General features: G+C 58.0%; 20 protein-coding genes and 1 pseudogene. 13 read left to right on the top strand and 8 right to left on the bottom strand.

Going from position 1 to position 22,273, the window contains the following annotated elements; translation table 11 throughout:
* Together CAPSK01_RS01210 and nhaR are read right to left on the bottom strand one after the other, a co-directional pair.
* Positions 1-438: pseudogene (locus CAPSK01_RS01210) on the bottom strand (Tim44 domain-containing protein); the annotation flags it as partial.
* A gap of 102 nt (positions 439-540) precedes the next feature.
* On the bottom strand, positions 541-1,464 hold the full coding sequence (gene nhaR, locus CAPSK01_RS01205; RefSeq protein WP_034921293.1) for a transcriptional activator NhaR: 924 nt from the start codon (positions 1,462-1,464) through the stop codon (positions 541-543).
* 120 nt (positions 1,465-1,584) lie between these two features.
* On the opposite strand from nhaR, the gene CAPSK01_RS01200 reads away from it, so the two are divergent.
* The 4 genes from CAPSK01_RS01200 to CAPSK01_RS01185 are packed head-to-tail and all read left to right on the top strand — an operon-like array spanning position 1,585 to position 4,374.
* The gene (locus tag CAPSK01_RS01200; protein WP_273702843.1) at positions 1,585-1,995 is read left to right on the top strand and encodes an HPF/RaiA family ribosome-associated protein; all 411 of its coding nucleotides are present in this window, start codon (positions 1,585-1,587) and stop codon (positions 1,993-1,995) included.
* Between the two features lie 31 nt (positions 1,996-2,026).
* A complete protein-coding gene (gene htpX / locus CAPSK01_RS01195) occupies positions 2,027-2,905 on the top strand; it encodes a protease HtpX (RefSeq protein ID WP_034921291.1) in 879 nt (292 codons plus the stop codon).
* A gap of 51 nt (positions 2,906-2,956) precedes the next feature.
* Positions 2,957-3,397, top strand: a complete 441-nt coding sequence (locus CAPSK01_RS01190; RefSeq protein WP_273702842.1) for a carbonic anhydrase — start codon at positions 2,957-2,959, stop codon at positions 3,395-3,397.
* A gap of 29 nt (positions 3,398-3,426) precedes the next feature.
* Positions 3,427-4,374 (top strand): TerC family protein, encoded by a 948-nt coding sequence (locus CAPSK01_RS01185; protein ID WP_034921604.1) that lies wholly within the window; start codon positions 3,427-3,429, stop codon positions 4,372-4,374.
* 294 nt (positions 4,375-4,668) lie between these two features.
* Here the strand turns inward: CAPSK01_RS01185 and CAPSK01_RS01180 are convergent, their stop codons facing one another.
* From CAPSK01_RS01180 to CAPSK01_RS01170, 3 genes are all read right to left on the bottom strand, one after another.
* The gene (locus CAPSK01_RS01180) at positions 4,669-6,582 is read right to left on the bottom strand and encodes a nucleoside-diphosphate sugar epimerase/dehydratase (RefSeq protein ID WP_273702841.1); all 1,914 of its coding nucleotides are present in this window, start codon (positions 6,580-6,582) and stop codon (positions 4,669-4,671) included.
* 50 nt (positions 6,583-6,632) lie between these two features.
* A complete protein-coding gene (locus CAPSK01_RS01175; RefSeq protein WP_337958517.1) occupies positions 6,633-7,301 on the bottom strand; it encodes an NAD-dependent epimerase/dehydratase family protein in 669 nt (222 codons plus the stop codon).
* A 220-nt stretch (positions 7,302-7,521) separates the two neighbouring features.
* Positions 7,522-8,448: a glycosyltransferase family 2 protein gene (locus CAPSK01_RS01170; RefSeq protein ID WP_273702840.1), complete on the bottom strand. Its 927-nt coding sequence runs from the start codon at positions 8,446-8,448 to the stop codon at positions 7,522-7,524.
* A 221-nt stretch (positions 8,449-8,669) separates the two neighbouring features.
* Between CAPSK01_RS01170 and rfbA the strand changes: the two genes are divergently transcribed.
* Genes rfbA through CAPSK01_RS01135 form a run of 7 tightly spaced genes read left to right on the top strand, consistent with a single transcriptional unit; the run spans position 8,670 to position 16,337 of the window.
* Positions 8,670-9,587 carry a glucose-1-phosphate thymidylyltransferase RfbA gene (gene rfbA / locus CAPSK01_RS01165; protein WP_273702839.1) on the top strand — a complete coding sequence of 306 codons (918 nt, stop codon included), beginning with the start codon at positions 8,670-8,672 and terminating at the stop codon, positions 9,585-9,587.
* A 37-nt stretch (positions 9,588-9,624) separates the two neighbouring features.
* The gene (gene rfbC / locus CAPSK01_RS01160; RefSeq protein WP_034921284.1) at positions 9,625-10,167 is read left to right on the top strand and encodes a dTDP-4-dehydrorhamnose 3,5-epimerase; all 543 of its coding nucleotides are present in this window, start codon (positions 9,625-9,627) and stop codon (positions 10,165-10,167) included.
* Positions 10,167-10,985: an ABC transporter permease gene (locus CAPSK01_RS01155; protein ID WP_034921281.1), complete on the top strand. Its 819-nt coding sequence runs from the start codon at positions 10,167-10,169 to the stop codon at positions 10,983-10,985. The genes rfbC and CAPSK01_RS01155 overlap by 1 nt, the downstream gene beginning before the upstream one ends.
* The gene (locus tag CAPSK01_RS01150) at positions 10,975-12,441 is read left to right on the top strand and encodes an ABC transporter ATP-binding protein (RefSeq protein ID WP_273702838.1); all 1,467 of its coding nucleotides are present in this window, start codon (positions 10,975-10,977) and stop codon (positions 12,439-12,441) included. The genes CAPSK01_RS01155 and CAPSK01_RS01150 overlap by 11 nt, the downstream gene beginning before the upstream one ends.
* Positions 12,438-13,532 carry an FkbM family methyltransferase gene (locus tag CAPSK01_RS21335; RefSeq protein WP_273702837.1) on the top strand — a complete coding sequence of 365 codons (1,095 nt, stop codon included), beginning with the start codon at positions 12,438-12,440 and terminating at the stop codon, positions 13,530-13,532. Before CAPSK01_RS01150 ends, CAPSK01_RS21335 begins: the two co-directional genes overlap by 4 nt.
* Entirely contained in the window at positions 13,525-15,186 is a 1,662-nt protein-coding gene (locus CAPSK01_RS01140; protein WP_034921276.1) for a glycosyltransferase, read from the top strand. The genes CAPSK01_RS21335 and CAPSK01_RS01140 overlap by 8 nt, the downstream gene beginning before the upstream one ends.
* Positions 15,186-16,337, top strand: coding sequence for a glycosyl transferase (locus CAPSK01_RS01135; RefSeq protein ID WP_273702836.1), 1,152 nt, complete (start codon positions 15,186-15,188; stop codon positions 16,335-16,337). Before CAPSK01_RS01140 ends, CAPSK01_RS01135 begins: the two co-directional genes overlap by 1 nt.
* 14 nt (positions 16,338-16,351) lie before the next feature.
* Here CAPSK01_RS01135 and CAPSK01_RS01130 read toward each other — a convergent pair whose 3' ends face one another.
* Positions 16,352-17,416 carry a glycosyltransferase family 2 protein gene (locus CAPSK01_RS01130; RefSeq protein ID WP_337958516.1) on the bottom strand — a complete coding sequence of 355 codons (1,065 nt, stop codon included), beginning with the start codon at positions 17,414-17,416 and terminating at the stop codon, positions 16,352-16,354.
* A 230-nt stretch (positions 17,417-17,646) separates the two neighbouring features.
* Here CAPSK01_RS01130 and CAPSK01_RS01125 point away from each other — a divergent pair, with 230 nt between their 5' ends.
* The gene (locus tag CAPSK01_RS01125; protein WP_273702835.1) at positions 17,647-18,072 is read left to right on the top strand and encodes a methyltransferase domain-containing protein; all 426 of its coding nucleotides are present in this window, start codon (positions 17,647-17,649) and stop codon (positions 18,070-18,072) included.
* 6 nt (positions 18,073-18,078) lie between these two features.
* Positions 18,079-18,876 carry a TSUP family transporter gene (locus tag CAPSK01_RS01120; protein WP_034921273.1) on the top strand — a complete coding sequence of 266 codons (798 nt, stop codon included), beginning with the start codon at positions 18,079-18,081 and terminating at the stop codon, positions 18,874-18,876.
* Here the strand turns inward: CAPSK01_RS01120 and CAPSK01_RS01115 are convergent.
* The gene (locus CAPSK01_RS01115; protein WP_034921270.1) at positions 18,871-20,595 is read right to left on the bottom strand and encodes a response regulator; all 1,725 of its coding nucleotides are present in this window, start codon (positions 20,593-20,595) and stop codon (positions 18,871-18,873) included. The two genes, CAPSK01_RS01120 and CAPSK01_RS01115, sit on opposite strands and share 6 nt — an antisense overlap.
* A gap of 100 nt (positions 20,596-20,695) precedes the next feature.
* A complete protein-coding gene (gene ahpF / locus CAPSK01_RS01110) occupies positions 20,696-22,255 on the bottom strand; it encodes an alkyl hydroperoxide reductase subunit F (RefSeq protein ID WP_034921268.1) in 1,560 nt (519 codons plus the stop codon).
* Positions 22,256-22,273 lie beyond the last annotated feature (18 nt).

The raw sequence follows: 22,273 nt of genomic DNA, 5'->3' as shown, positions 1-22,273 counted from the left end.
GCCGGCCGGCACGCCGTTGGCTCCGGCCGCCGCGTACTGCAGGCCGCCGCCAGCGGGTTCGCGGGCCGCAGCGCGGCGACGCATGACCAGACCGATCACCACCAGCACGGCCATGACCAATAGGCCGATCATCAACATTGACGCGAGTTCCTCGCCAAAGCCGAAGTGTGAAGCCAGCGCGGCCAAGCCCAGGCCGGCGGCGAGTCCGGCCAGTGGCCCCATCCACGAACGCTTGGGTTGGGCCGCTTGCGCGGCGGCCGATTGCGCCGCGCCTGTTGCCTGCGTCGGAGCGGCGGTGGCTTTGTCGGGCATGGTCGACTGACGTTGCATGCCAGTGGACTGACCGCCGCCGAAGCGTTTGCTGGCGGCTTCCGCATCGCCGAGCACAAGTGTGCAGCCCAATGCCAGAACGGCGGTGAGCATAGAGAAGGTTTTCATGGTTGTCTCCTGTGAGTAGTGAAACAGAGGGTGAGCATAGACGCTCGAAGATCAATAAAAAAGAAGAATTATCCGTAACGACACTTCGTATAAAGCTGATGATCAGGGAGTCGCCGACGCGACTTCCACATTAAAAACTTCATTGTGCGCTCCTTCGCTGATGGCGATGATCGCCGGGTGGGTCAGCCGGCGATCGTTGGTGATGGCGAAGATCTGTTCGCTGATGGCATCGATTCGCCCGACGATGTCGACGTGATACTGTTCGCAAACGTAGGCGGTGATGGCGGTCGGGGCGACGAAGAGCCCGGCGCCGGCCTGGCCGAAAGCCTTGAGCAACGCGCTGTCGTCGAATTCCCCGACGATGCGCGGGTGCAGCCGCTGCGCTTCCAGCCATTGTTCGAGCCGCGGACGAATCGCGACATCCTCACCTGGCATCAGGAAGGGCGCACCGTCGAGCAGCGCCGGGAAGTCGCCGTTCAAGGTCTTGATTCGTGCTGCCGCGCCGAAAACCGTCAGTGTGCTCTCGCCGAGCAGATGGCTGTAGCCGCGGACATTGAGATTGGCCGGCATCGGCCGATCAGCGATCACCATGTCAAGATGATGGATGGCCAGCTCCGCGAGCAGCGAGCTCAGGCGGCCTTCGCGGCAGATCAGCCGCACCGGTTCCGGCAGTTGCAGCGCCGGTTCGACCAGCCGGTGCGCAACCGCTTTAACCACCGAATCAGCGATGCCAACGGCAAAAGGCAGGCTCTTCCTTGTACTCTGGTCGCGCGCCGCGTCGAGCAGTTCATCGCCGAGAGCGAAGATTTCTTCGGCGTAGCCGATAATGCGCCGGCCGGCGTCGGTCAGTTCCAGACCGCGTCCGGCGCGGCGGAAGAGCGCGACGCCGAGACTTTCCTCCAGCTCGCGCAGCTGGCCGCTGATCGATTGCGGCGTGAGATGCAACTGTTCGCCGGCGCGGGCGATGGAGCCTGATTTGGCGACTGCCCAGAAGTAGCGCAGATGCTTGTAATTGAGCATGGCCATGCTTCCAAAACCATCCAATAAAATCGATGTGTTGTTAAATTATATTCGATTTGTTGGATTCTTTTTCCTGCGCTACATTTCCCCTCGCTGTCTAACACTCAACTTTCCAGGAGTCCTCTCATGCAGATATTTATCCAGGCCCGAGGCTTTGATCTCAGCGCAGGTTTGCGCGAGCATGTCGAGCGTCGCATTCACTTCGCGCTCGATTGGGCCAACCAGCACGTGCGCAAGGTATCGATCCGTCTCTCCGATCTCAATGGTCCTCGCGGTGGAGAAGACAAGTGCTGCAGCATTCAGGTAGCGGTTCTCGGCGCCGCCGACGTGCTGATCGAGGATATCGAGCCCGACCTCTATGTCGCCATCGACCGCGCCACCGACCGCGCTGGAAGGACGCTGGCGCGCCAGGTGGCGCGCCAGCGCGAATATCGCCATGACAGTCCGCGTGATGGACGAGCGAAGAATGCGGCCATTGTCGAAGAAGCCGACAGCACGAAGGCTGCTTCCTCTTCGTTGATCACCCGTAGCAAGTGACACGGCCAACAGTTCTCAAGGGAATCGGATCATGAAACGGATCATGCTGCTTATCGGCACCAACTTGGCGATCATGCTCGTCCTGGGCATCGTCAGCACACTCACTGGTGCGCACAAGTTCTTTTCGGGCAGCGGCCTCGATCTTGGCAAGCTGCTGTTTTTCGCACTGCTGATGGGTTTCGGTGGCTCGTTCATTTCATTGTGGCTGTCGAAGACCATCGCCAAGTGGAGCACCGGCGCACACGTTATCGACACCCCGGCCAATTCCACCGAACTGTGGCTGGTCGACACCGTTCGCCGTTTTGCCGAAAAAGCCGGCCTGCCGATGCCCGAGGTGGCCATCTACGAGGGTGAGCCAAATGCTTTTGCCACCGGTGCCAGCCGCAACAGCTCGCTGGTCGCGGTATCCACCGGTCTCCTGCAGAGCATGACGCGTAGCGAGGCAGAGGCAGTGATCGCCCACGAAGTCGCGCATATTGCCAATGGCGACATGGTCACGCTGACGCTGATACAGGGGGTGGTGAACACCTTCGTCATCTTCATTGCCCGCGTCGTCGGCTGGCTGGTCGACTCGGCCCTGCGCAAGGGCGGCGACGAGCAGTCGGGGCCGGGCATCGGCTACACGATCACCGTCGTCGTCTGCGACATCGTCTTCGGCATTCTGGCCAGCATCATCGTCATGTATTTCTCGCGGCAGCGCGAATTCCGCGCCGATGCCGGTGCCGCGCAACTGATGGGGTCGCCCCGGCCGATGGCGGCGGCGTTGCGCCGACTCGGCGGCATCGAAGCCGGCGAACTGCCGCAGAACGTCGCCACCGCCGGCATCAACGCTCGCCCTGGCTGGATGGCCCTGTTTTCCAGCCACCCGCCGATCGAGGAGCGCATCGCAGCGCTGGAAAGCCGATCCTGACCCACCAGGCAGACCATGCCAACCATCAGCAAGCAATCAGAGGGAAATGCCGTGAAGGATATCGCCAGTTGCCAACGTTTCCAGGAGCAGTGTTTCACTGAGGAACGTGAACTTTTCGAGCAGTCTGTCTGCGGCCGGAGCAGCCTCAAGGCGCTGATCGTCGCCTGTGCCGACTCGCGCGTTGATCTGGCACTGCTCACGGGCGCCGAACCCGGCGACATGGTTATCGTGCGCAACGTTGCCAATCTCGTGCCGCCGTATGCGCTCGGCAGCAGTTTCGCCAGCGCCCGGGCGGTGCTGGAACTCGCCGTCCTGTCTTTGAAGGTTGAGCACATCATCATTCTTGGCCATGCCCGGTGCGGTGGCATCCACGTCCTGATTGGCTGGTATTTCGACCTCGAAGTTGGCGCCCTGCTGCACTACAATCCTGCTCGCAACACCGTCGAGGAAGCACGTTCGAGTCAGCAACCCACCTTTGGAGTGAGCGCGTGAGCCCGGTCGAAACCTTCGCCACCGGCCCGATGTGGGTCGGCTTCATTGTCTTCGTCCTGGCCATGCTGGCGCTCGACCTGTTCGTCCTCGGCGGACGCCAGGCGCATCGCGTGCCGGTCAGGGAGGCGCTGGCCTGGGTGCTGACCTGGGCGACCCTGGCCATGGCCTTCGCTGGCCTCATGTGGTGGTATCTGGATGGCGCGCTTGGCCGCGAGATTGCCAACCGCAAGACCCTGGAGTTCCTTGCCGGCTATCTGATCGAACAATCGCTGTCGGTCGACAACATGTTCGTTTTCGTGATGATCTTCGGCTACTTCGCGGTGCCTCCCGAGTTGCAGCGTCGGGTGCTGCTGTATGGCGTACTCGGCGCGATCGTCATGCGCGCGACGATGATCCTCGCCGGTGTCTGGCTGGTTTCGCAGTTTTCCTGGCTGCTCTACGTCTTCGGTGCCTTCCTGGTCGTCACCGGCATCAAGATGCTGATCTTCGCCGACCATCAACCCGATCTCGAAAAGAACCCGCTGCTGCGCTGGTTGCGCGGACACCTGCGCATCACCAGCAGTTTTCACGGCGAGCGTTTCTTTCTGCGCCAGGATGGCATTCTCTGGGCGACACCGATGTTCCTCGTGCTGGTGCTGATCGAGGCCAGCGACGTGGTCTTCGCGGTGGACAGCATCCCGGCCATCTTTGCCGTCACTACCGACCCGTTCATCGTCTTCACCTCGAACATTTTTGCCATCATGGGCCTGCGCGCGCTCTATTTTCTGCTCGCCGACATGGCCGACCGCTTTCATCTGCTCAAGTACGGCCTCGCCATCGTGCTCGTTTTCGTCGGCGGCAAGATGCTCGTGGCGCCCTGGTTCCACCTGCCGATCCAGTGGTCCCTGGGCATCGTCGCCGGCGTCATTCTTGTTTCGGTCGCCGCAAGCCTGGCCTTGACGCAGGCAAGAGCGAGCGCGACCAGTGCCGGAGATTGATTGTGAGCGGAAGAAGTATGCCGAAGCCGGCAGGCGAGTGAACGTGACACCAAGGCCGCGCCTCGTCACGCTGCATTTCGAAAATGGCGAGGCGTCCCGAGTCGAGTCGGTCAATGACTAACTGATCGCACTCGGGAAATTGTTCGGGATCGGTCATCTGTTGGGTGGCCGCAAGTTTGAGCCTGGCCTGAGTGCGGACAGACAGGCCCATTCATGCCGATGGCGGTCGGCTAAACGCAGTGCGGAACGAAAAAATTCACAACCTCTGAGACCTCCCCCGGAGCCCTGCAACGCCTAAAAATCCGTGCCCGGGCGACGACGGTCAAAGCGATCGCCGGCTACCCACATCAATACCTGGCGCACGGCTGTCTCATCGCGTGCCGCCAGCGCCACGCCTAGCTGCCCAATCAGCCCGCTCAACTCCTCCGCGTCGAGACAAGGCTCGTCGCCTTTCATGATTTTGGGGTGCAAGGTGCCCTCGGCGTTACTGCTGGCAATGAGCAGCTCCTCGTAGAGTTTTTCGCCGGGACGCAGGCCGGTGATGGCAATCTCGATGTCGCCTTCGGGGTTGTCCTCATCACGCACCGAATGGCCAGCCAGCCGGATCATGTTGTGGGCCAGGTCGAAGATTTTGACCGGCTCGCCCATGTCAAGCAGGAAGACCTCACCGCCAAGCGCCAGGCTGCCGGCCTGGATGACCAGTTCCACGGCTTCATGAATCGACATGAAATAGCGCGTCACTTCGGCGTGCGTGACGGTCACCGGACCGCCCTGGGCAATCTGGTCCTTGAACAGCGGAATCACCGAGCCACTGGAACCCAGGACGTTGCCGAAGCGCACCGCACAGAATTGCTGACCACTGCCTTGCACGCTGGCCTGCCGGGCGATGCCCTGGACGACCAGTTCTGCCCAGCGTTTGCTGGCCCCCATGATGTTGGTTGGGCGCACGGCCTTGTCGGTCGAAATCAGCACAAAGGTTTGTACGCCGGCAGCAAATGCCGCCTGCGCCAGAGTCAAGGTGCCGAGCACGTTGTTGCGGGCACCTTCGAGGGGATTTGCCTCGACCAGCGGTACATGCTTGTAAGCGGCGGCATGGTAAATGGTTTGCACCCGATGTTCGGCCAGCAGCCCCGACACCAGTGCGGCATCGCCGACCGATCCCAGGCTGGCGATGATCCTGCAATCCGCGATGGAACGTAGCAGGCGATCGATCTGGTACAGGGCATGCTCGCTCGTTTCCAGCAGAACCATCCGGGCCGGGGCGAGAGCGGCGATCTGCAGACACAGCTCGGAGCCGATCGAGCCTCCTGCGCCGCTCACCAGCACGCTCTTGCCGGTGATGCAACGTCCGAGCAGGCTTGGGTCGGCGCCGACTGGGTCGCGCCCCAGCAGGTCGCCAATATCCACTTCGCGAACCATGTTCACCAGGTGCCGGCCGGTGGCAATGTCGGTCAGTGCAGGAAGAATGCGTACCCGTACCGGGTGTTCTTCGAGAAACGACACGACCTCACGCCGCCGGGCACTGGAGGCAGAAGGCAGGGTGACGATCACATCGTGAATATCGAAACGCTCGACCAACGCCGGCAGGTGCTCGGGGGGATACACCCGCAGACCGCCTATGTCCTTGCCTTGCAGGGCGGCATCGTCATCCAGGAAACCGGCGGGGAAGAGATCCCGCCCACGTCGCAGTGAAGCGGCCAGTTGCCGACCGGCTTCGCCGGCACCGTAGATCAGCACCTGTCGGCCGGCAAAACGAGTGCGCAGTGGGAACCAGAGCAACCAGCGTGCCGAAAAACGGGAACCACCAACCAGCACCATGCCAATCAGCCAGTATAGCAGCGGCACGGCCCGGGGTACGCCTTCGAGTCCGGTCATCTGGGTCATGAAGGCCAGCACCGCCCACGACGACGCTGCCAGCGACATCCCCTTGAACACCGACCACAGCGCTTGTTCGCCCAGATAGCGAATGACCGAGCGATACAACCCCATCTTGAGGAAGACGGGCATCGCCAGCAGTGGTGCGACGGCCATCAATACCAGTTGCGAGCGGTTGGGGACGAACCACTCGCCCAAACGCAAGGCATACGACGCCCAGACAGCGAATATCAGCAGCACCGCATCGGCAAGCAGCATCAGACCCTGCTTGCCCCGGCGTGGCAAGAGTATCAGTGTGCTCGAAATATGCTCGGGAACGAGTCTATGCATCATTCATTCTGACTGGCTGCCAAGGCCGGGAGGGGGACACGCAGCCTGCGGCTTCATCTCGGCAGGTCATTCTGCCCGAGTAGAAAAGGGCGCGGGGAGAATCCGAGATCACGCGCTGCATCGGTATGATCGAAAACCAGGTCCCGATTCATTCGTTCAGCCATGCCGCCTGACCAGTGCCGGTATCTGGGCAACAATCGCAAGAGTGCCACCACCGACTGGAATGCCGCCAGTGGGATTGCAAATAGTCGCGGTTGAAGATGAAGTGCGGCAAAGACGCGCTTCACCATCTCCCGGTAAGGCAGAGTCTCGCCGCCGGAAATGTTGTATGCCCGGTTTGTTGCGGCAGCACAGTGCAATCCCGCCAGGCACGCCAATGCGACATCTTCGGCATGAACCGGCTGGCGAGCCCCGATTGCCTCGCCCAGCAGTGGAAAGAAACCGAAGCGTTGGATGAAGCGGGCCAGCTCCGCAATGTTCTTGTCCTGCCCGCGACCGTAGATCAGGGTTGGCCGCAGGATTACCCATTCCACCCCGTGATCTTCAGCCCAGGTCTGCAGGCGTGCCTCGGCCTCGGCCAGGCGATGGGCCACGGCGCGTTCCTGCAGATCGGAGGAATCATCTTTTGTGAAGCGACTGGTCGAAGACAGTGCGACCACGCGCCGTGCTCCGTGCGCCGACAGCAAGGCGAAATGTTCGGGCAATACCCAGATGGGTGCCACACAAATCCATAAGGGTAAACTTCTTGTCTCAGGCAGAGGCTTGGAGTTTGGAGGTGAGGGTAAATCCGCGCTCGACAGGCATCTCCACTCCACCCCCTCAGCCACTTGTCCGGTCTGCCGTCGCGAGAAGGCGGCGACGCGCCAACCGGCCTGCGTCAGCAGAGGCAACAAGCATTCACCCACCAGGCTGGTGGCGCCGAGGACACCCATCTGGTACGCATCAGCCACGGCCTATTCCCATTCTGACCAGAGCGTAGCGGATGCCATGGTAGCTGGCAACCATGATGAACCGCATCCATACCCCCGCCACGACCAGCCCCCAGAGAAGGCCGGGGTACTGATGATGATAGAACTTGCGATAAAACCGCAACATGCCATGATGCTTGTGCCATTCGACAAACAGCGGACGGTTGCGGCCACACGCCCCCCGGACATGAACGACCTTTGCATCGGGAACGAACATCACTTTCCAACCCCGTTGTGCAAAGCGCATGCACCAGTCGAGATCCTCGCAATGGAGAAAGTACCCTTCGTCCCACAGCCCCACGTCATTGATCGCCGCACGTTTGACCAACATGCAGGCACCGGAAATCGCCTCGACAGCCGCCGGCTGACCAGGCAATGGCTCGGCGTGCTGCAGAAAATCCGAAAATGTCTCAGGGAAGAAGCGGGCCAGGCGAGACAGGCCAAAAGCTCGCAGGAAAGCTCGCTGGGGGGTGGGGAAGGAGCGTCGGCCTCCAGCCTGTTCAGACCCATCGGGATTGCACAGGAATCCCCCGACCATTCCAATCGTTGGTGAAGAATCCAGCACCTCAAGCATGCGCAGCAGTCCACTGTCGCTCAGAACACTGTCTGGATTGAGGAACAGCAAGCGGTTGGCCGAGGAGGCTCTGGTACCAACATTGCAAGCAAAGGCAAATCCCAGATTGCTGTTGTTGAGTAGAACAGTGAGTTTGTCGCTTGGGAAGACACTTGCGAGGTATTCGAGGCTGCCATCTGTTGAGCCGTTATCCACCACAATTGCCCGCGCGGCATTCGCGAGGAGCACGGAGGACACGCAGTCGGTCAACAGTTTGCCTGCGTTGTAATTGACGATGATGACATCGCAATCAAGAGGGGATGCCGTTGGCGTCAAGAGGGCCTCCATGGATTGCTTTCTCGGCATTGTTATCATCTGGTGCAGTCCAGCAAGAGCGAGATCCTGGCTTTCAGCATCACTGCGATCATGACGAGGAGGCGGTCCCCCGTGGTGGATGAAAAAACCAATTAATTGGCAACTTCGCCGCTCCGCATACTGTGTTGGGACCTCCAGAGTGGTAGACTCACGGATCTTGCTACTAATGGCTTGTCTCAATTGGAATTTTTTGTATGAAACGCAAAGGGATCATTCTTGCTGGTGGCTCCGGCACCCGGCTTCACCCCGCCACCTTGGCCATTAGCAAGCAGTTGCTGCCGGTATTCGACAAGCCAATGATCTATTATCCGCTCAGTACCCTCATGCTGGCGGGAATACGCGATATTCTGATCATCTCGACACCACAGGATACGCCACGCTTCGAACAACTGCTTGGCGACGGCTCGCGCTGGGGCATCCACCTTCAATATGCCGTTCAGTTCAGTCCCGACGGCCTGGCGCAAGCGTTCATCATCGGGGAGTCGTTCATTGGTGATGATCTGTCGGCCCTGGTGTTGGGCGACAACATTTTCTACGGCCATGACTTCCACCACCTTCTGGCGAATGCCATGACCCGTGATGAGGGGGCAAGTGTTTTCGCCTACCATGTGAAAGACCCCGAGCGATACGGTGTGGCCGAGTTTGATGCATACGGGAAAGTGCTGTCGCTTGAAGAAAAGCCCAAACAAGCGAAATCCAATTACGCCGTCACCGGCCTTTATTTCTACGACCAACAAGTGGTCGAACTGGCCAGGAACCTGCAACCCTCGCCGCGCGGCGAGCTGGAAATCACTGATCTTAACCGCCTCTATCTGACGCAGGGGAAACTCAAGGTCGAAATCATGGGACGGGGCTATGCCTGGCTGGACACCGGCACCCACGAATCGCTGCTCGATGCCAGTCAGTTTATCGCAACACTGGAAAATCGCCAAGGACTGAAGGTGGCCTGCCCAGAAGAAATCGCTTATCGACAACGATGGATAGATGCCAAGCAACTTGTCAACCTGGCGCAGCCGATGGCCAAGAACGGCTACGGTCAATACCTGCTTGGTCTGCTGGAAGAACGAAGTGCGAGTCGACCTGGGGTCGAAGCATGCTCTCGGTCCAACTGAAAAAGAACACGATACCCCTTGATCTTGCCGGAAGAAAATGAAAGCCATAGCACTTGCCATCCCCGATCTTGTTCTTGTCGAGCCCAAGGTATTTGGCGACGATCGAGGGTTTTTCCTTGAAAGTTTCAACGAGGCGAAATTTCAGAGCGCAGTCGCCAGTGTGAGATTTGTACAAGACAACCACTCTCGTTCGGCCAAGAATGTCCTGCGCGGTCTGCACTACCAGATTCAACGGCCGCAGGGCAAGCTCGTGCGGGTTGTCGCTGGCGAGGTGTTTGACGTTGCAGTGGATCTTCGAAGGAGTTCTCCCACTTTCGGGAAATGGGAGGGAATCATCCTGAGTGCAGAAAACAAGAGGCAACTGTGGATTCCCGCAGGTTTCGCCCACGGCTTCGTCGTCCTGAGTGATACCGCTGATTTTCTCTATAAGGCGACCGATTACTGGGCGCCGGAGCACGAGCGTTGCATCCTTTGGAATGACCACAACCTGGCAATCAACTGGCCCATCGATGGCGATCCCGTGGTCTCTGCGAAGGATGCGGAAGGTACCGCATTCCAGGTTGCAGAGGTCTATGCCTGATGCGGAATTTCTCGATCTCCCCAAGGGAAATGGCGGCCAGTTTATGGCGCAACCGCACCTTGGTAAAGGCTCTGGTACAACGTGAGGTTGTCGGCCGTTACCGTGGTTCGCTGATGGGCATCTTATGGTCACTCTTCAACCCGATTTTCATGCTGATAGTATACACATTTGTTTTCAGCGTCGTGTTCAAGGCTCGCTGGAACGTGGGGAGTGATTCAAAAACCGAATTTGCTCTGGTGTTGTTTGCGGGCCTGATCGTTTTCAACATGTTTGCAGAATGCGTCAACCGAGCTCCCGGCCTGATTCTCGGCAATGCGAACTACGTCAAGAAAGTCGTATTCCCTTTGGAGATACTTCCCTGGGCGGCCTTGGGGGCAACTCTCTTTCACGGCATGGTCAGCCTATTTGTCTGGCTGGTCGCTTATGCGATATTTTTTGGGATGCCTCAGGTAACGGTGCTGTTGTTTCCATTGGTCATTATTCCGCTGCTGCTATTTATTATGGGCTTGACCTGGGGATTGGCATCGCTGGGAGTCTACCTGCGCGACATCTCGCAATTCGTCGGTATCGTCACGACCGTGCTGATGTTCCTTTCGCCTGTCTTTTACCCCGCCAGCGCGCTGCCGCAAGAGTACGGCTACCTCCTCAGCTTGAACCCGCTCACGCCTGCAATCGAGCAGGTTCGCGAGGTGCTATTCTGGGGCAGAGTGCCTGATCTGAAGGCCATGTGCGTGTATCTACTGAGTGCTGGAATCGTCGCCTGGCTGGGTTTCGCCTGGTTTCAGAAGACGCGCAAGGGGTTTGCCGATGTCCTCTGATCTCCAGGACAGGCAGCCCCCGCGACGACCTTCGAACCAAGAGCACTGTGACGAGGGTAAAGGTGTGCCAGCTTGCGCTGATTATGCTATCCGCGTCGACAACCTCTCCAAGTGTTACCAGGTTTACGAGAAGCCGCATGACCGTCTAAAGCAGTCGATTTGTCCATGGCTGCAAAGACTCCTGGGCAAGCCCATCAAACAATATTATCGTGAATATTGGGCCTTGAAGGATGTTGCATTTGAGGTGAAGCGGGGTGAAACCGTCGGCATTATCGGACGCAATGGCGCAGGCAAGTCGACTCTGCTTCAGCTGGTTTGTGGCACCCTGGCTCCGACGACCGGAACGATCAAGGTAAAGGGGCGGGTTGCCGCCTTGCTTGAACTGGGCGCCGGCTTTAATCCGGAGTTCACCGGCCGCGAAAACGTTTACATGAATGCCTCGATTCTTGGTCTCTCGACAAGGCAAATCGAAGCCAGGTTTGAACAGATCGTTGCCTTTGCGGATATTGGCGAATTTATCAACCAACCGGTCAAGACCTATTCAAGCGGGATGTACGTGCGGTTGGCGTTCGCGGTGATCGCGCATGTGGATGCGGATGTGTTGATTATTGACGAGGCGTTGGCTGTGGGGGATGCCTTCTTTACGCAAAAATGCATGCGCTTCATCCGTCAATACCAGGAAAGCGGCGGCACGATTCTCTTTGTCAGTCATGACATGGGCGCCGTGACGAATATATGCCAATCTGCGGTGATCTTGTTCGGGGGAGGGCAGAACAAGGCCATTACGGGACCCGCGGAAACCTTGTGCAAACAGTACCTGAGTCAAATTTACGATGATCCGACCCGCCATCAGGCTGTCGTTGAACAGCGCATGGTGCAGATCCCAGCGCCGTCGCGAGAGAATGACCGGGCACCACAGGTTCTCAAGGGAACAGCTCCGGAAGCCAATATCTATTCCGTGTCAGCCTATCGCGAGGATACGGAGGCTTTTGGTGTTGGCGGCGCAACGATTGTCAATGCGGGTTTTTTTGATGAGGATGAAAAGCGACTCGTGATACTCACAGGCGGGCAGCCGGTTTGTTTTGTCGTGAGGGTGCGGGCGAATCAAGATATTTCATACCTGGCAGTGGGGTTGATGCTGAAAGACCGACTCGGGCAATATCTTTACACAGAAGGGACAGATCCCACTTTCCGCCACCTGCAGCCCAGTCTCTCGGCAAGGGATACGGTCGATGTCAGGTTTCGTTTCACCATGCCAATATTGATCCGCGGTCAATATACGATGAACATAGCTGTCGCCGAAGGTCGGGGTGACGATCATATCCAGCATCACTGGGCTCATGATGCGATGATAATTGAATCGATTTCCGGCCCGGTCGTCCATGGCATTGGCGGATTCCTGAATACAGATATTGCAATGAATTTTTTGCCGCAACTGCAGGCGGTCGTGCCGTGAGCATCATCAGCACTGGTTATGGTGACTTCCGGATCATTGATGCCGATAGCGTGATCTCGCGATCACTGAGTCTGTATGGCGAGTGGGCCCAAAACGAGATCGATATACTCGTCAATTTCATTCAGACCGGTTTTGTAGTGGTGGATGCCGGTGCGTTTATCGGGACGCATGCGCGTGCCTTTTCGGCGATTGTTGGAAAGTCCGGAAGGGTCATTGCATTCGAGCCTCGCCAGGATATTGCAGAGGTTCTCAACCAGAATGCCAGACTGGCCCCGGTGAACAATATCACGGTAATCAGAGGCGCACTCGGAGCAGCAGAAAGTCGGCTAACAGTACCCATTCTTGATCTTGAAAGCAGTCATAACTTCGGTGCTTCCACACTGGCTGCCTTGGATGACGACGGAGACGATAGCAAAGAAATCGTCTCCGTCCGGCCCTTGGATGATTACCTGCTTGAGCGTCTCGATTTTCTCAAGATCGATGTCGAAGGAATGGAACTGGCGGTCCTGGAGGGCGCTCGACAAACCATCAGGCGATGTCAGCCAGTCATCTTTGCGGAGTCCAACTCGCTTGCAGCGAGCGCACCAATCTTCGAGTGGTGTGCTCAAGAAAAATATAGAGTTTTTGGTGTGCTAAGTTCAGCATATAATCAAGGAAATTTTGCTGGTAATCAGGTAAACATTTTTGGGTCGTCTATGGAAGCAGGATTGCTGCTGATTCCCATGACTTCGTATACAAGTTTTGAGAACGTTCTGGCAAAAAATAATCTCCCGCCGCTAGAAACGGTCGATGATCTGGCTCTGCTGTTGCTCCATAAACCACAGTATCTACTTGATGTACTTGCGCATTGTTCGGCTGGCGTGCGGCTCTCGCTTACCTACCCATCGCCGCTTGGTGCTCTGCTTGCCCAGAACACCGAGTACGCAAATATATTGGAACGTCTGAAAGCGACAGAGCGCGCCAAAGAGATCGCTGAGCGAATGGCCTATGAACGGCAGGCCGAGTTGGCCGCAATTCGGGGTAGCATTTTCTGGCGCGTTGGCGAAAAGCTTCGTTTGGTACCTGAGAACAAGGCCAAAGCGGATGGATAAGGTGCACTTTGGCATTGATTCCCTGGTCTTTCGAGACCAGACCATCTTTGGCTTTGGTTGGTTGTTCCACGCGCTCGAAGAGGTCGCAACGCTGAGTTTGCGCCTGGTCTCCGCAGATTGCCAAGAGGTGTACGACATCTCCGTCGAGCATGGAAAGCCGAGATCCGATGTGCAGGACTCCTATTTTGCCTCGCCCCACTCGCTCAACTCAGGGTTTGTGGTGTACGGTGGGTGTGCCAAGAGAATCGATCAGATCACTCGACTTTCACTGGTGGGCAATTTGGCGAGCGGCGATCGCTTTGAAGTGACCGTCTCTTCTGCTTGTCTGACAAACCTGGACGCCCCGAACGCATGCTGGAGCCATGCCCTGCTTTTGCATCGCACCAAGAGTTTTCTCCGGCGTGGATGGAGTTTGATCAAGCAAGGACAGTTTGCGGCGCTCAGCGACAAGGCCAGGCGCCATTTGAGAGCAAACCACAGAGGCTCTGAAGTCAGCGTGGATGCCATCGTTCATGGACTGACACTCGGCGGCCCTGGGAAAAGCGTGCTCGTCATCGATCATGATCTTGGCGGAGGCGCAAATCAATACCGGGACGGGTTGGTTGCGGACAGATTGAGTCGGGGAGCCACGGTTCTGGTCTTGAGTTATCAAGTGGCGACCCTTAATCATATGCTTTTGATATACGGCCGGCAGCCCGGCCGTCGATATTCTATTCCGGGCCTGAGCTTCGTGCACGACCTGGCGCACAGGATTCGATTCGACGAAGTGATCTACAATACTGCAGTGTCTTTCGTTAGACCAGAGGAAATTCCAGACCTGATCATTGCGCTCAAGGCCCATCATAATCCTTTTGTAACCATGCTTCTGCATGACTTTTTCACGGTGTGCCCATCGCATTTTCTGCTCAATCATCAGGGGGTATTCTGCAATCTGCCAGAGGGAAAAGAATGTCGGGAGTGCCTCCAGAAAAATCAGCAGGGATTTGCGACGCTTTTTCAGTTGAAAAATATCGAGCATTGGCGCGCATCCTGGGGCAAGGCTCTGAGTGCGGCGGACCGAATCGTTACGTTCTCGAATAGTTCACTGCAGTTGTTGTCCCGCGCCTACCCGCAACTGGATCTTTCGCATGCAGAGACATTACCGCATAAGGTCGCACATTTCCTGAGCGAACCGCTGCTGCCGAGCGATGTCACAGCCCTGCGCATTGGTGTCGTTGGCCATATTGCCTATCATAAGGGGGCGAAGATTGTACAGGATCTGGCGCGAGAAATTGCACGCCGCGATACCAGCATTCAGATCGTAGTCTTTGGTACGCTGGATGCCAACTGCCCTGAGCGGATCGTGACGGTAACCGGTTCCTACAAACAGGCCCAACTCCCGGAATTGATCCGTGACCACGGAGTCAATACGTTCCTGTTTCCTTCCATTTGCCCCGAGACTTTTTCCTATGTTGTCCAGGAATTGATGGAACTCCATTGTCCAGTCGCCTGCTTTGATCTGGGTGCGCCGGCCGAGCGCTTGCGCAACTACTCAAAAGGACTGATATTACGGGAACAGGGCGCAAGCGTGGTGCTCGACGCACTGATCGAGTTCCATCGGAAAATATATTCACTACCGACTACCCGTGCGATTGCCGCCGAGGATGCTGCTTGATGCTTGTTTATACTTCCGTAACTAAAAGCTATATTCCAAAGGCTCGTGTTCTCGCCCGTTCTGTCAAGCGATTTCATCCCGATTGGAGTTTTCAGCTGGTTTTGTCGGATAATCTCCCAACTAGATTTGATCTGGCAAACGAGCCCTTCGATGGCGTCCTTACCATCGACCAGCTCGGCATCCCCGGATGGAAGTCCTGGGCTTTTGGCCATTCCATTGTGGAATTGTGCACGGCGGTAAAGGGCATCGCCGGGCTGTTGTTTGCTGCCCGTCCCGGAGTAAACAAGGTGATGTACCTCGATCCTGACATCAAGGTATTCAATTCCCTGTCGCCGCTTGACGAACTGCTTGATCAGTACGAAGTGTTATTAACCCCGCACCTGTTGGTTGCAGAAGAGCAAACCCAGGCAATCATGGATAACGAAATATCAGCCTTGAAACACGGGGTCTACAATCTCGGATTTTTCGCCGCGCGTGCAGGTGGGCAAGGCCGTGAATTCATGGATTGGTGGGCAAAGCGACTGTTGCTGTTCTGCATTGATGACATCCCCGGCGGCCTGTTTACTGATCAGCGCTGGTGCGACCTGGCACCGTGCTTCTTTGATCGCTTACATACGCTACGTGATCCTGGGTTCAATGTGGCCACTTGGAACCTGGCGCATCGGCCAATCACCAAGGATGTCCAGTGGACATACTGTGCCGGAGGTGTGCCACTTCGGTTCTATCACTTTACCGGCTATGATAGTGGCGCTGGTCTGGGTATGCTCATGCGTTATGCTGCAAGTCAGCGGGTGGCGCATGAGCTTTGGAATGGGTATGCTGCTGATCTGAAGCAGGCCGATAACAGCAATCCGATCTACAGGCACTGGAGATACGGAAGCTTCAGTAATGGTGAGTTGATCCCATTGCAGGCAAGACGCATTTATCGCAAACGTGGCGATCTGAGAGCCGCCTTCCCTGATCCTTATCTGGCTGAGAAGCATGACTGTTTCCTGTCCTGGTGGAAAGCCAACGGGCAAACCGCCAGCAGCGAGTTGCCAGCCAAAAGGGGATTTCGGCATCGCATCATCAATCTCTTGCCACCTCGCGTTGCCTTCATTGCCCGGCAGGCAAAGCAGAGGCTGGCGCTTGGGCGTCCGCCTCGGCCTTGATCGGGCGGATGCGGTCAGCCACCAGGGTCAGCGGTGTTGCGTTTGCCTGATCGCTGCCAACAGATCATGGATAAATCGCACGCCATACTGCCTCGCTTGGTCGGGATGATGCTTTTATCCATCAAGCGCCAGATTTCACGCACCGTTGCAATGCGGGTGGATTGAAGCGAACGCCGTTTCCGCCACATGTCCGGGATACCCTTGAGCGCATCCCGTTTGGCGCGCAGCATCGTGAGTCCCTGGCCGCGCCATGAGAACACCAGCAGGGCGACCAGATTCATCGCCAGATGCAAGGGCAGGAACGCCCAGAACAGTATCCATGGCATGTTTTTCACGTAGGTCCACACCAGATTGCGATGCCCGTGATACACGGCAAAATCGCTGTGCTGCCCACTGGTCGTACCCGAGCCGACATGATGGGCCACCGATGCCGATACATAGAGGCAGCGATATCCCGCCAGCCGTAAACGGAAACCGAGGTCGAGATCCTCCAGGTAGCAAAAAAAGTCCTCATCAAAACCTCCTGCCTCGACCAATGCGCTTCGCCGATAAAGCGCCGCCGCCGCGCAGGGAGAGAACGCTTCCCGCACCTGTTCCGAAACAGAGGTGACCGGTGCCCCATGCCCTCGCCGCCAGACCAAGCCGCTGACGTGATAAGCATCACCGGCCCCATCCAATATGGCCGGATCGGCGGCGGCAACCAGCTTGCTACCGAATATTTCAAAAGCCGGATAATCGCGCGTTGCCAACAGTAATGCTTCCAGCCAGCGCGGCTCGACGAAAGCATCCGGATTGAGCAAGGCGATCCATTCAGACTCGGCTGACGCCTCTTCGATCGCCAGATTGTTGCCGCGCGCAAAACCGAGGTTGCGGTCCTGTGCCAGCAAACGCACCGAAGGAAATCTCCGTACAAGGTCAAGTGATCCGTCGGAACTCGCGTTATCCACAAGAAGGATCTCATGCGGTGCTACCGTCTGAGCCAGCAGCGCCGAAAGACACCGGTCAAGGAATCGTTCGCCATTCCAGTTGACAATGATCACGGTTACCTTGGGCCATATTACATTCATCGGATCATTCAATGTGGCCCTTACAAGATTCAAAAAAACTCTCCTAGCTTACGTGAATGTCAGGCGCACATGCTGGAAAAATGAGATTTCTGCCGCCCGCCAAACCCTTCGGAGCGAACCGAGCGAACCCGGTAGAGTGACGGACCTCTGTAGGCATATGTTAACGCATCGAACTCCCGGTGCACCGCACCGGTATGACGCGATGGAGGGTGTCTTCAGCGTAGTGTTAGAATTCGCTCAGGATGAATTGGAACCCCGAGCAATACCTGACATTCGCTGATGCCAGGCAAAGACCCGCGCTGGATCTCCTGGCCCGACTTGACTTCAGGTCGGCAAGCCGCATCGTCGATCTCGGCTGTGGGGCCGGCAACGTCACGCAGCTATTGGCCGAACGTTGGCCGGGTGCGCAGATCATTGGCGTCGACAGCGATTCGGCGATGCTTGCCAATGCCGCTGCCACGGCGCCGACGATTGACTGGCGGCTGGCGGAAATTGCCAGCGGGCAGTCTGATTTCCCTCCCGGCCTGATCTTCTCGAACGCAGCACTGCCTTGGCTAGAATGCCTCGACCCGCCGGCAGTCGAGCGCTTTCTGGCGGTCTATCGAGAGCGGCTGCGTGCCGCCACGCTGTTCCCGTTCAACCGTCTCTTCTTCATCGCGCAGAGCTGAGCCGCGATGGAGGCCCTTGACTACTCGCTGCTGGCCGGCTTGGCCGTGGCCGCTCTGTTTGCTGGCTTGATCGATGCAGTGGTTGGTGGCGGTGGGCTGATCCAGATCCCGGCGTTGTTCAACGCGATGCCGCAGGAAATGCCGGCGACTCTCTTCGGGACCAACAAGTTTTCAAGCGTATTCGGCACCAGCAATGCAGCCTTGCGCTACGCATGCCGTATCGAGATGCCCTGGCGAACGACACTGCCGGCCGCTCTGGCTGCGTTTGCCTGCGCCTATGCCGGCGCGATGGCCGTCACCTGGCTGCCTGCGGCGATGTTGCGTCCGCTGATCCTGGTGTTGCTCGTCGGAGCGGCCGCTTACACTTTCGTTCGGCGCGATTTTGGGGCGATTCATCAGCCCCGGCACAAAGGCGGACAGGAGCTCGCGTATGCCCTGATTTTGGGTGGCGCGATCGGTTTCTACGATGGCTTTTTTGGACCCGGGACCGGCAGTTTCCTGATCTTTCTGTTTGTCCGCCTTTTCGGATTTGATTTTCTGCATGCCTCGGCAGCGTCGAAAGTGGTCAATGTTGCCACCAACATCGCAGCACTGGGCTTTTTCATCCCGCATGGCCACTTTCTACCGTTGCTGGCATTGGTGATGGCCGGCTGCAACGTGCTCGGTTCGCTCCTCGGCACACATCTTGCGATACGCCATGGCAGCGGTTTCATCCGGAAGGGGTTCTTGTGCGTGGTGACCGTCCTGATTATCAAATTCGCGATAGACACTATTCCATTCAAATTTCCATTCAAATGGCTATAGGAAGCTGCCCTTGCCGCGCAGGGTCCCCGAAGCGCTGAACGGAACCGTTGCGACGCCGTATTTGCGTGCGACACGCTGGTACAGCTCGCGCGCCGAAACCACCTTCGGGTTGCGCATCTCCCTGGCCTGTGCCAGTTGCAGAAAACGAATGCCTCGTCTTGCCAGTACAGGATCCCAGCCTTTCCGTTCCAGCAGGGTAAAAATCGCTTTCGTGGCATTGACCAGAAACTGCAGATTGGGTACCCGTTCCGCGGCTTCCATCAACAACTTCACCGAGCCTTCGACATCGCCGCGGCGGGCGGCCAGAACGCCGCGGTTATTGAGTTCGACGATTTCCCGACCGACCTGCGCGAGCAGCGCCTGACCGTCTGCGGCCTTGCCGGTTTTGGCATAGATGCTCTGGACCTGGGCGATCATGATGCGGTTTTCATGGTTTTCGGCGGCGATCCTGCGAGCAATTTCGCGTGCATTTTCTTCGTCGCCAGTGACCAGACAGGCGTGTGCCAGGTCGAGCGCCAGTTTTTCCGAAACCGCCGCACTACGGCCTTCGTCTTTCAAGGCTTCATGCAGGATGAGTGCCTTCTCCACTGCCCGCTTGGCCTTGGCGGGTTCGCCCTCCTTGTTTGCACACAGGCTTTCCATGACCAGCGCAGCAAATTCGCCTTGCTGGTTGCCTCGCCAGTCACGGCGGAGTTCTTCGGTGACCAGCCGGGCAGCAGTGGTATGACCACGGTCGAGCATCACCCGCGAAAGATTGGTGTAGTCGTCAATGTCCCTCAGTGACGAGTTGCGGCGACGCTGGAGCACCTTGCCGTAGGCTCTTTCGGCGGCCTGGAGATCCTGGTTACGTGCCGCCACGTCGCCAACCATGCGTTGTCGTGTCGAATTGTTGGGTGAAATCATCGCCGCGCGCTGCAACACTTCCTGGGCTTCCGGAAGCTTGCCCACCTCCTCCTGCACTTCGGCGAGAAAATCGTAGGCCGCAATAAATTCCGGGAAGTCGTCGATAAGTGATTGCCCGAATGCTTCGGCCTCGGACATTTGTTGTTGTCCTCGCAGTGCCATGGCCAGGCCCATGCGGGCCCAGGGAACGGCCCGTTGTGCCAGTACCTGCTGGTAGACGCGCTGCGCTTCAGCATGGCTGCCCAACGTATTGAGGATCTCTCCCTTGAACCGCAGTGCATCAAACCGAAAGCCGCTATCCTGTCTGATCAGACGTTCACAGGTCACCAGCGCTTCAACGTAAGCACCGTTGTCGAGATGCTCGTAGAGTTTCGCGAAGAAGCGTTTCTTGTAGAGCGCGCGCGCCAGACGTACGTTCAATTCGTGGGCGGTAAAGGGCTTGATCAGGTAGTCATCCGGCGCCAGTTCGGCCACCGAGACAACGTTGTGATAGGCGCGTTCACTGGTGATCACGATGAATACGGTAGACCGTGGCAGGAGATGTTGCTCGCGCAACTCTTCGAGCAGTTGCTGACTGTCGCGCTCGTCCTCGAGCAGATAATCGGAGAGGATGATGTCGAAACGGTGCGCCCTGAGTTGCCGGAAGACGTCGGCCGAGGTGCCGGCATTGTCTATCAGGCCAACACCCATCGCCGAAAGCATCATGCGCAGCGAAGTGCGGGCGTTCGGATAGCGATCAATCAGCAGAGCCCGCTTGCTCGACATTTCCTTGCCGAGGGTTTGCTGCAGGTTTGCAGTCGTATCGGGGATCTTCATGGCTTGAACCTTACCTGACCGTGGTCTGGCGATCAAGCCGTCAGAGGGGTTCCTGCTGGCCGCCAGCTCCCGCAGGGGCTGGCGGCAGCACCCTCCTCCTTCAGGGGAGCGAACGGCGAATCAGGTGGTCGAAGGCGCTGAGCGCGGCTTTCGAGCCTTCACCCATGGCGATGACGATCTGCTTGTAAGGAACCGTGGTGACGTCACCGGCGGCGAAGACGCCCGGCAGCGAGGTTTCGCAGCGCGCATCGATCTCGATCTCGCCGTGCCGAGAAAGGGCGATGGTGCCCCTGAGCCACTCGCTGTTGGGGAGCAGGCCGATCTGCACAAACACCCCTTCGAGGTCGATGCGCTGCGACTCACCGCTGGCACGATCGGTGTACAAGAGGCCGTTGACCTTCTGGCCATCGCCGGTGACTTCGGTGCTCAAGGCCTGGGTGATCACCTTCACGTTGGGCAGACTGAAGAGCTTTTTCTGCAATATGGCGTCGGCACGCAAAATGGCTTCGAATTCGAGGAGGGTGACCTGGCCGACGACACCGGCGAGGTCGATCGCCGCTTCAACGCCGGAGTTGCCGCCACCGATCACGGCCACCCGCTTGCCCTTGAACAGCGGCCCGTCGCAGTGCGGACAGTAGGCAACGCCATGGCCGCGATACTGCTTCTCGCCAGGAACATTCATCTCGCGCCAACGTGCCCCGGTGGCGAGGATCACCGTCTTGCTTCTGAGCCTGGCGCCGCTGGCCAGACGGACTTCGGTCAGGCCGCCCTCAAGGTCCGGCAGCAGCGCTTCGGCGCGCTGCAGATTGATGATGTCCACATCGTACTCCTTGACGTGTTCCTCGAGTCCGACGGCGAGTCGCGGACCGTCGGTCTGCTTTACCGAGATGAAGTTCTCGATCGCCAGGGTATCGAGTACCTGCCCACCGAAACGCTCGCTGACCACGCCGGTACGAATGCCCTTGCGGGCTGCGTAGATCGCTGCAGCGGCGCCGGCCGGGCCGCCGCCGACGATCAGCACGTCGAAGGGTGCGCGCGCAGAGACCTTTTCCGCCTCGCGCTGCAGGGCGCCGGTATCGATCTTGCCGATGATTTCCTCAAGCGTCATGCGACCCTGCCCGAAGGGTTCGCCGTTCAGGAAAACCGTTGGCACGCCCATGATCTGGCGTTCAGTCACTTCGTCCTGAAACAGCGCACCGTCGATCATCTGGTGACTGATGCCCGGGTTCTGCACCGCCATCAGGTTGAGTGCCTGCACGACATCCGGGCAGTTGTGGCACGACAGCGAAATGAAGGTTTCAAAATGGAATTGCCCGGGAATGGAGCGAATCTCCTCGATGACGCTGGCCTCGATTTTTGGCGGGTGGCCACCGGTTTGCAGCAGGGCCAGAATCAACGAGGTGAATTCGTGTCCCATTGGGATGCCGGCAAAGCTGATCCGCGCGGGTTCGCCGGGCCGACCGACCGAGAAGGAGGGCCTGCGCACTGAATTGCCATCTTGCCGGACGCTGACCTTGTCCGACAGGGAGGCGATGTCCTGCAGCAAGGCCAGCATCTCTTGTGCCTGGTTGCTGCCATCGAGCGCGCCGACCAGTTCGATCGGATGCCGGATTCTTTCAAGATAGGCCCGCAGTTGAGTCTGGATGTTTGCGTCTAACATGCGTCTTGTCCCTGGTGA

The sequence above is a fragment of the Candidatus Accumulibacter vicinus genome (assembly GCF_000584955.1).
In the GTDB taxonomy this organism is placed as follows: domain Bacteria; phylum Pseudomonadota; class Gammaproteobacteria; order Burkholderiales; family Rhodocyclaceae; genus Accumulibacter; species Accumulibacter vicinus.
This window is presented reverse-complemented; position numbering and strand designations above follow the sequence as displayed.

Excerpts from the sequence above, each read along its gene's own strand:
- CAPSK01_RS01135 (WP_273702836.1), top strand. The coding sequence starts at position 15,186 with ATGCTTGTTTATACTTCCGTAACTAAAAGCTATATTCCAAAGGCTCGT.
- ahpF (WP_034921268.1), bottom strand. The coding sequence starts at position 22,255 with ATGTTAGACGCAAACATCCAGACTCAACTGCGGGCCTATCTTGAAAGA.
- CAPSK01_RS01120 (WP_034921273.1), top strand. The coding sequence starts at position 18,079 with ATGGAGGCCCTTGACTACTCGCTGCTGGCCGGCTTGGCCGTGGCCGCT.
- CAPSK01_RS01170 (WP_273702840.1), bottom strand. The coding sequence starts at position 8,448 with ATGGAGGCCCTCTTGACGCCAACGGCATCCCCTCTTGATTGCGATGTC.
- rfbA (WP_273702839.1), top strand. The coding sequence starts at position 8,670 with ATGAAACGCAAAGGGATCATTCTTGCTGGTGGCTCCGGCACCCGGCTT.
- CAPSK01_RS01150 (WP_273702838.1), top strand. The coding sequence starts at position 10,975 with ATGTCCTCTGATCTCCAGGACAGGCAGCCCCCGCGACGACCTTCGAAC.
- CAPSK01_RS01155 (WP_034921281.1), top strand. The coding sequence starts at position 10,167 with ATGCGGAATTTCTCGATCTCCCCAAGGGAAATGGCGGCCAGTTTATGG.
- CAPSK01_RS01180 (WP_273702841.1), bottom strand. The coding sequence starts at position 6,582 with ATGATGCATAGACTCGTTCCCGAGCATATTTCGAGCACACTGATACTC.
- CAPSK01_RS01125 (WP_273702835.1), top strand. The coding sequence starts at position 17,647 with ATGAATTGGAACCCCGAGCAATACCTGACATTCGCTGATGCCAGGCAA.
- rfbC (WP_034921284.1), top strand. The coding sequence starts at position 9,625 with ATGAAAGCCATAGCACTTGCCATCCCCGATCTTGTTCTTGTCGAGCCC.
- nhaR (WP_034921293.1), bottom strand. The coding sequence starts at position 1,464 with ATGGCCATGCTCAATTACAAGCATCTGCGCTACTTCTGGGCAGTCGCC.
- CAPSK01_RS01185 (WP_034921604.1), top strand. The coding sequence starts at position 3,427 with ATGTGGGTCGGCTTCATTGTCTTCGTCCTGGCCATGCTGGCGCTCGAC.
- CAPSK01_RS01115 (WP_034921270.1), bottom strand. The coding sequence starts at position 20,595 with ATGAAGATCCCCGATACGACTGCAAACCTGCAGCAAACCCTCGGCAAG.
- CAPSK01_RS01140 (WP_034921276.1), top strand. The coding sequence starts at position 13,525 with ATGGATAAGGTGCACTTTGGCATTGATTCCCTGGTCTTTCGAGACCAG.
- CAPSK01_RS01200 (WP_273702843.1), top strand. The coding sequence starts at position 1,585 with ATGCAGATATTTATCCAGGCCCGAGGCTTTGATCTCAGCGCAGGTTTG.
- htpX (WP_034921291.1), top strand. The coding sequence starts at position 2,027 with ATGAAACGGATCATGCTGCTTATCGGCACCAACTTGGCGATCATGCTC.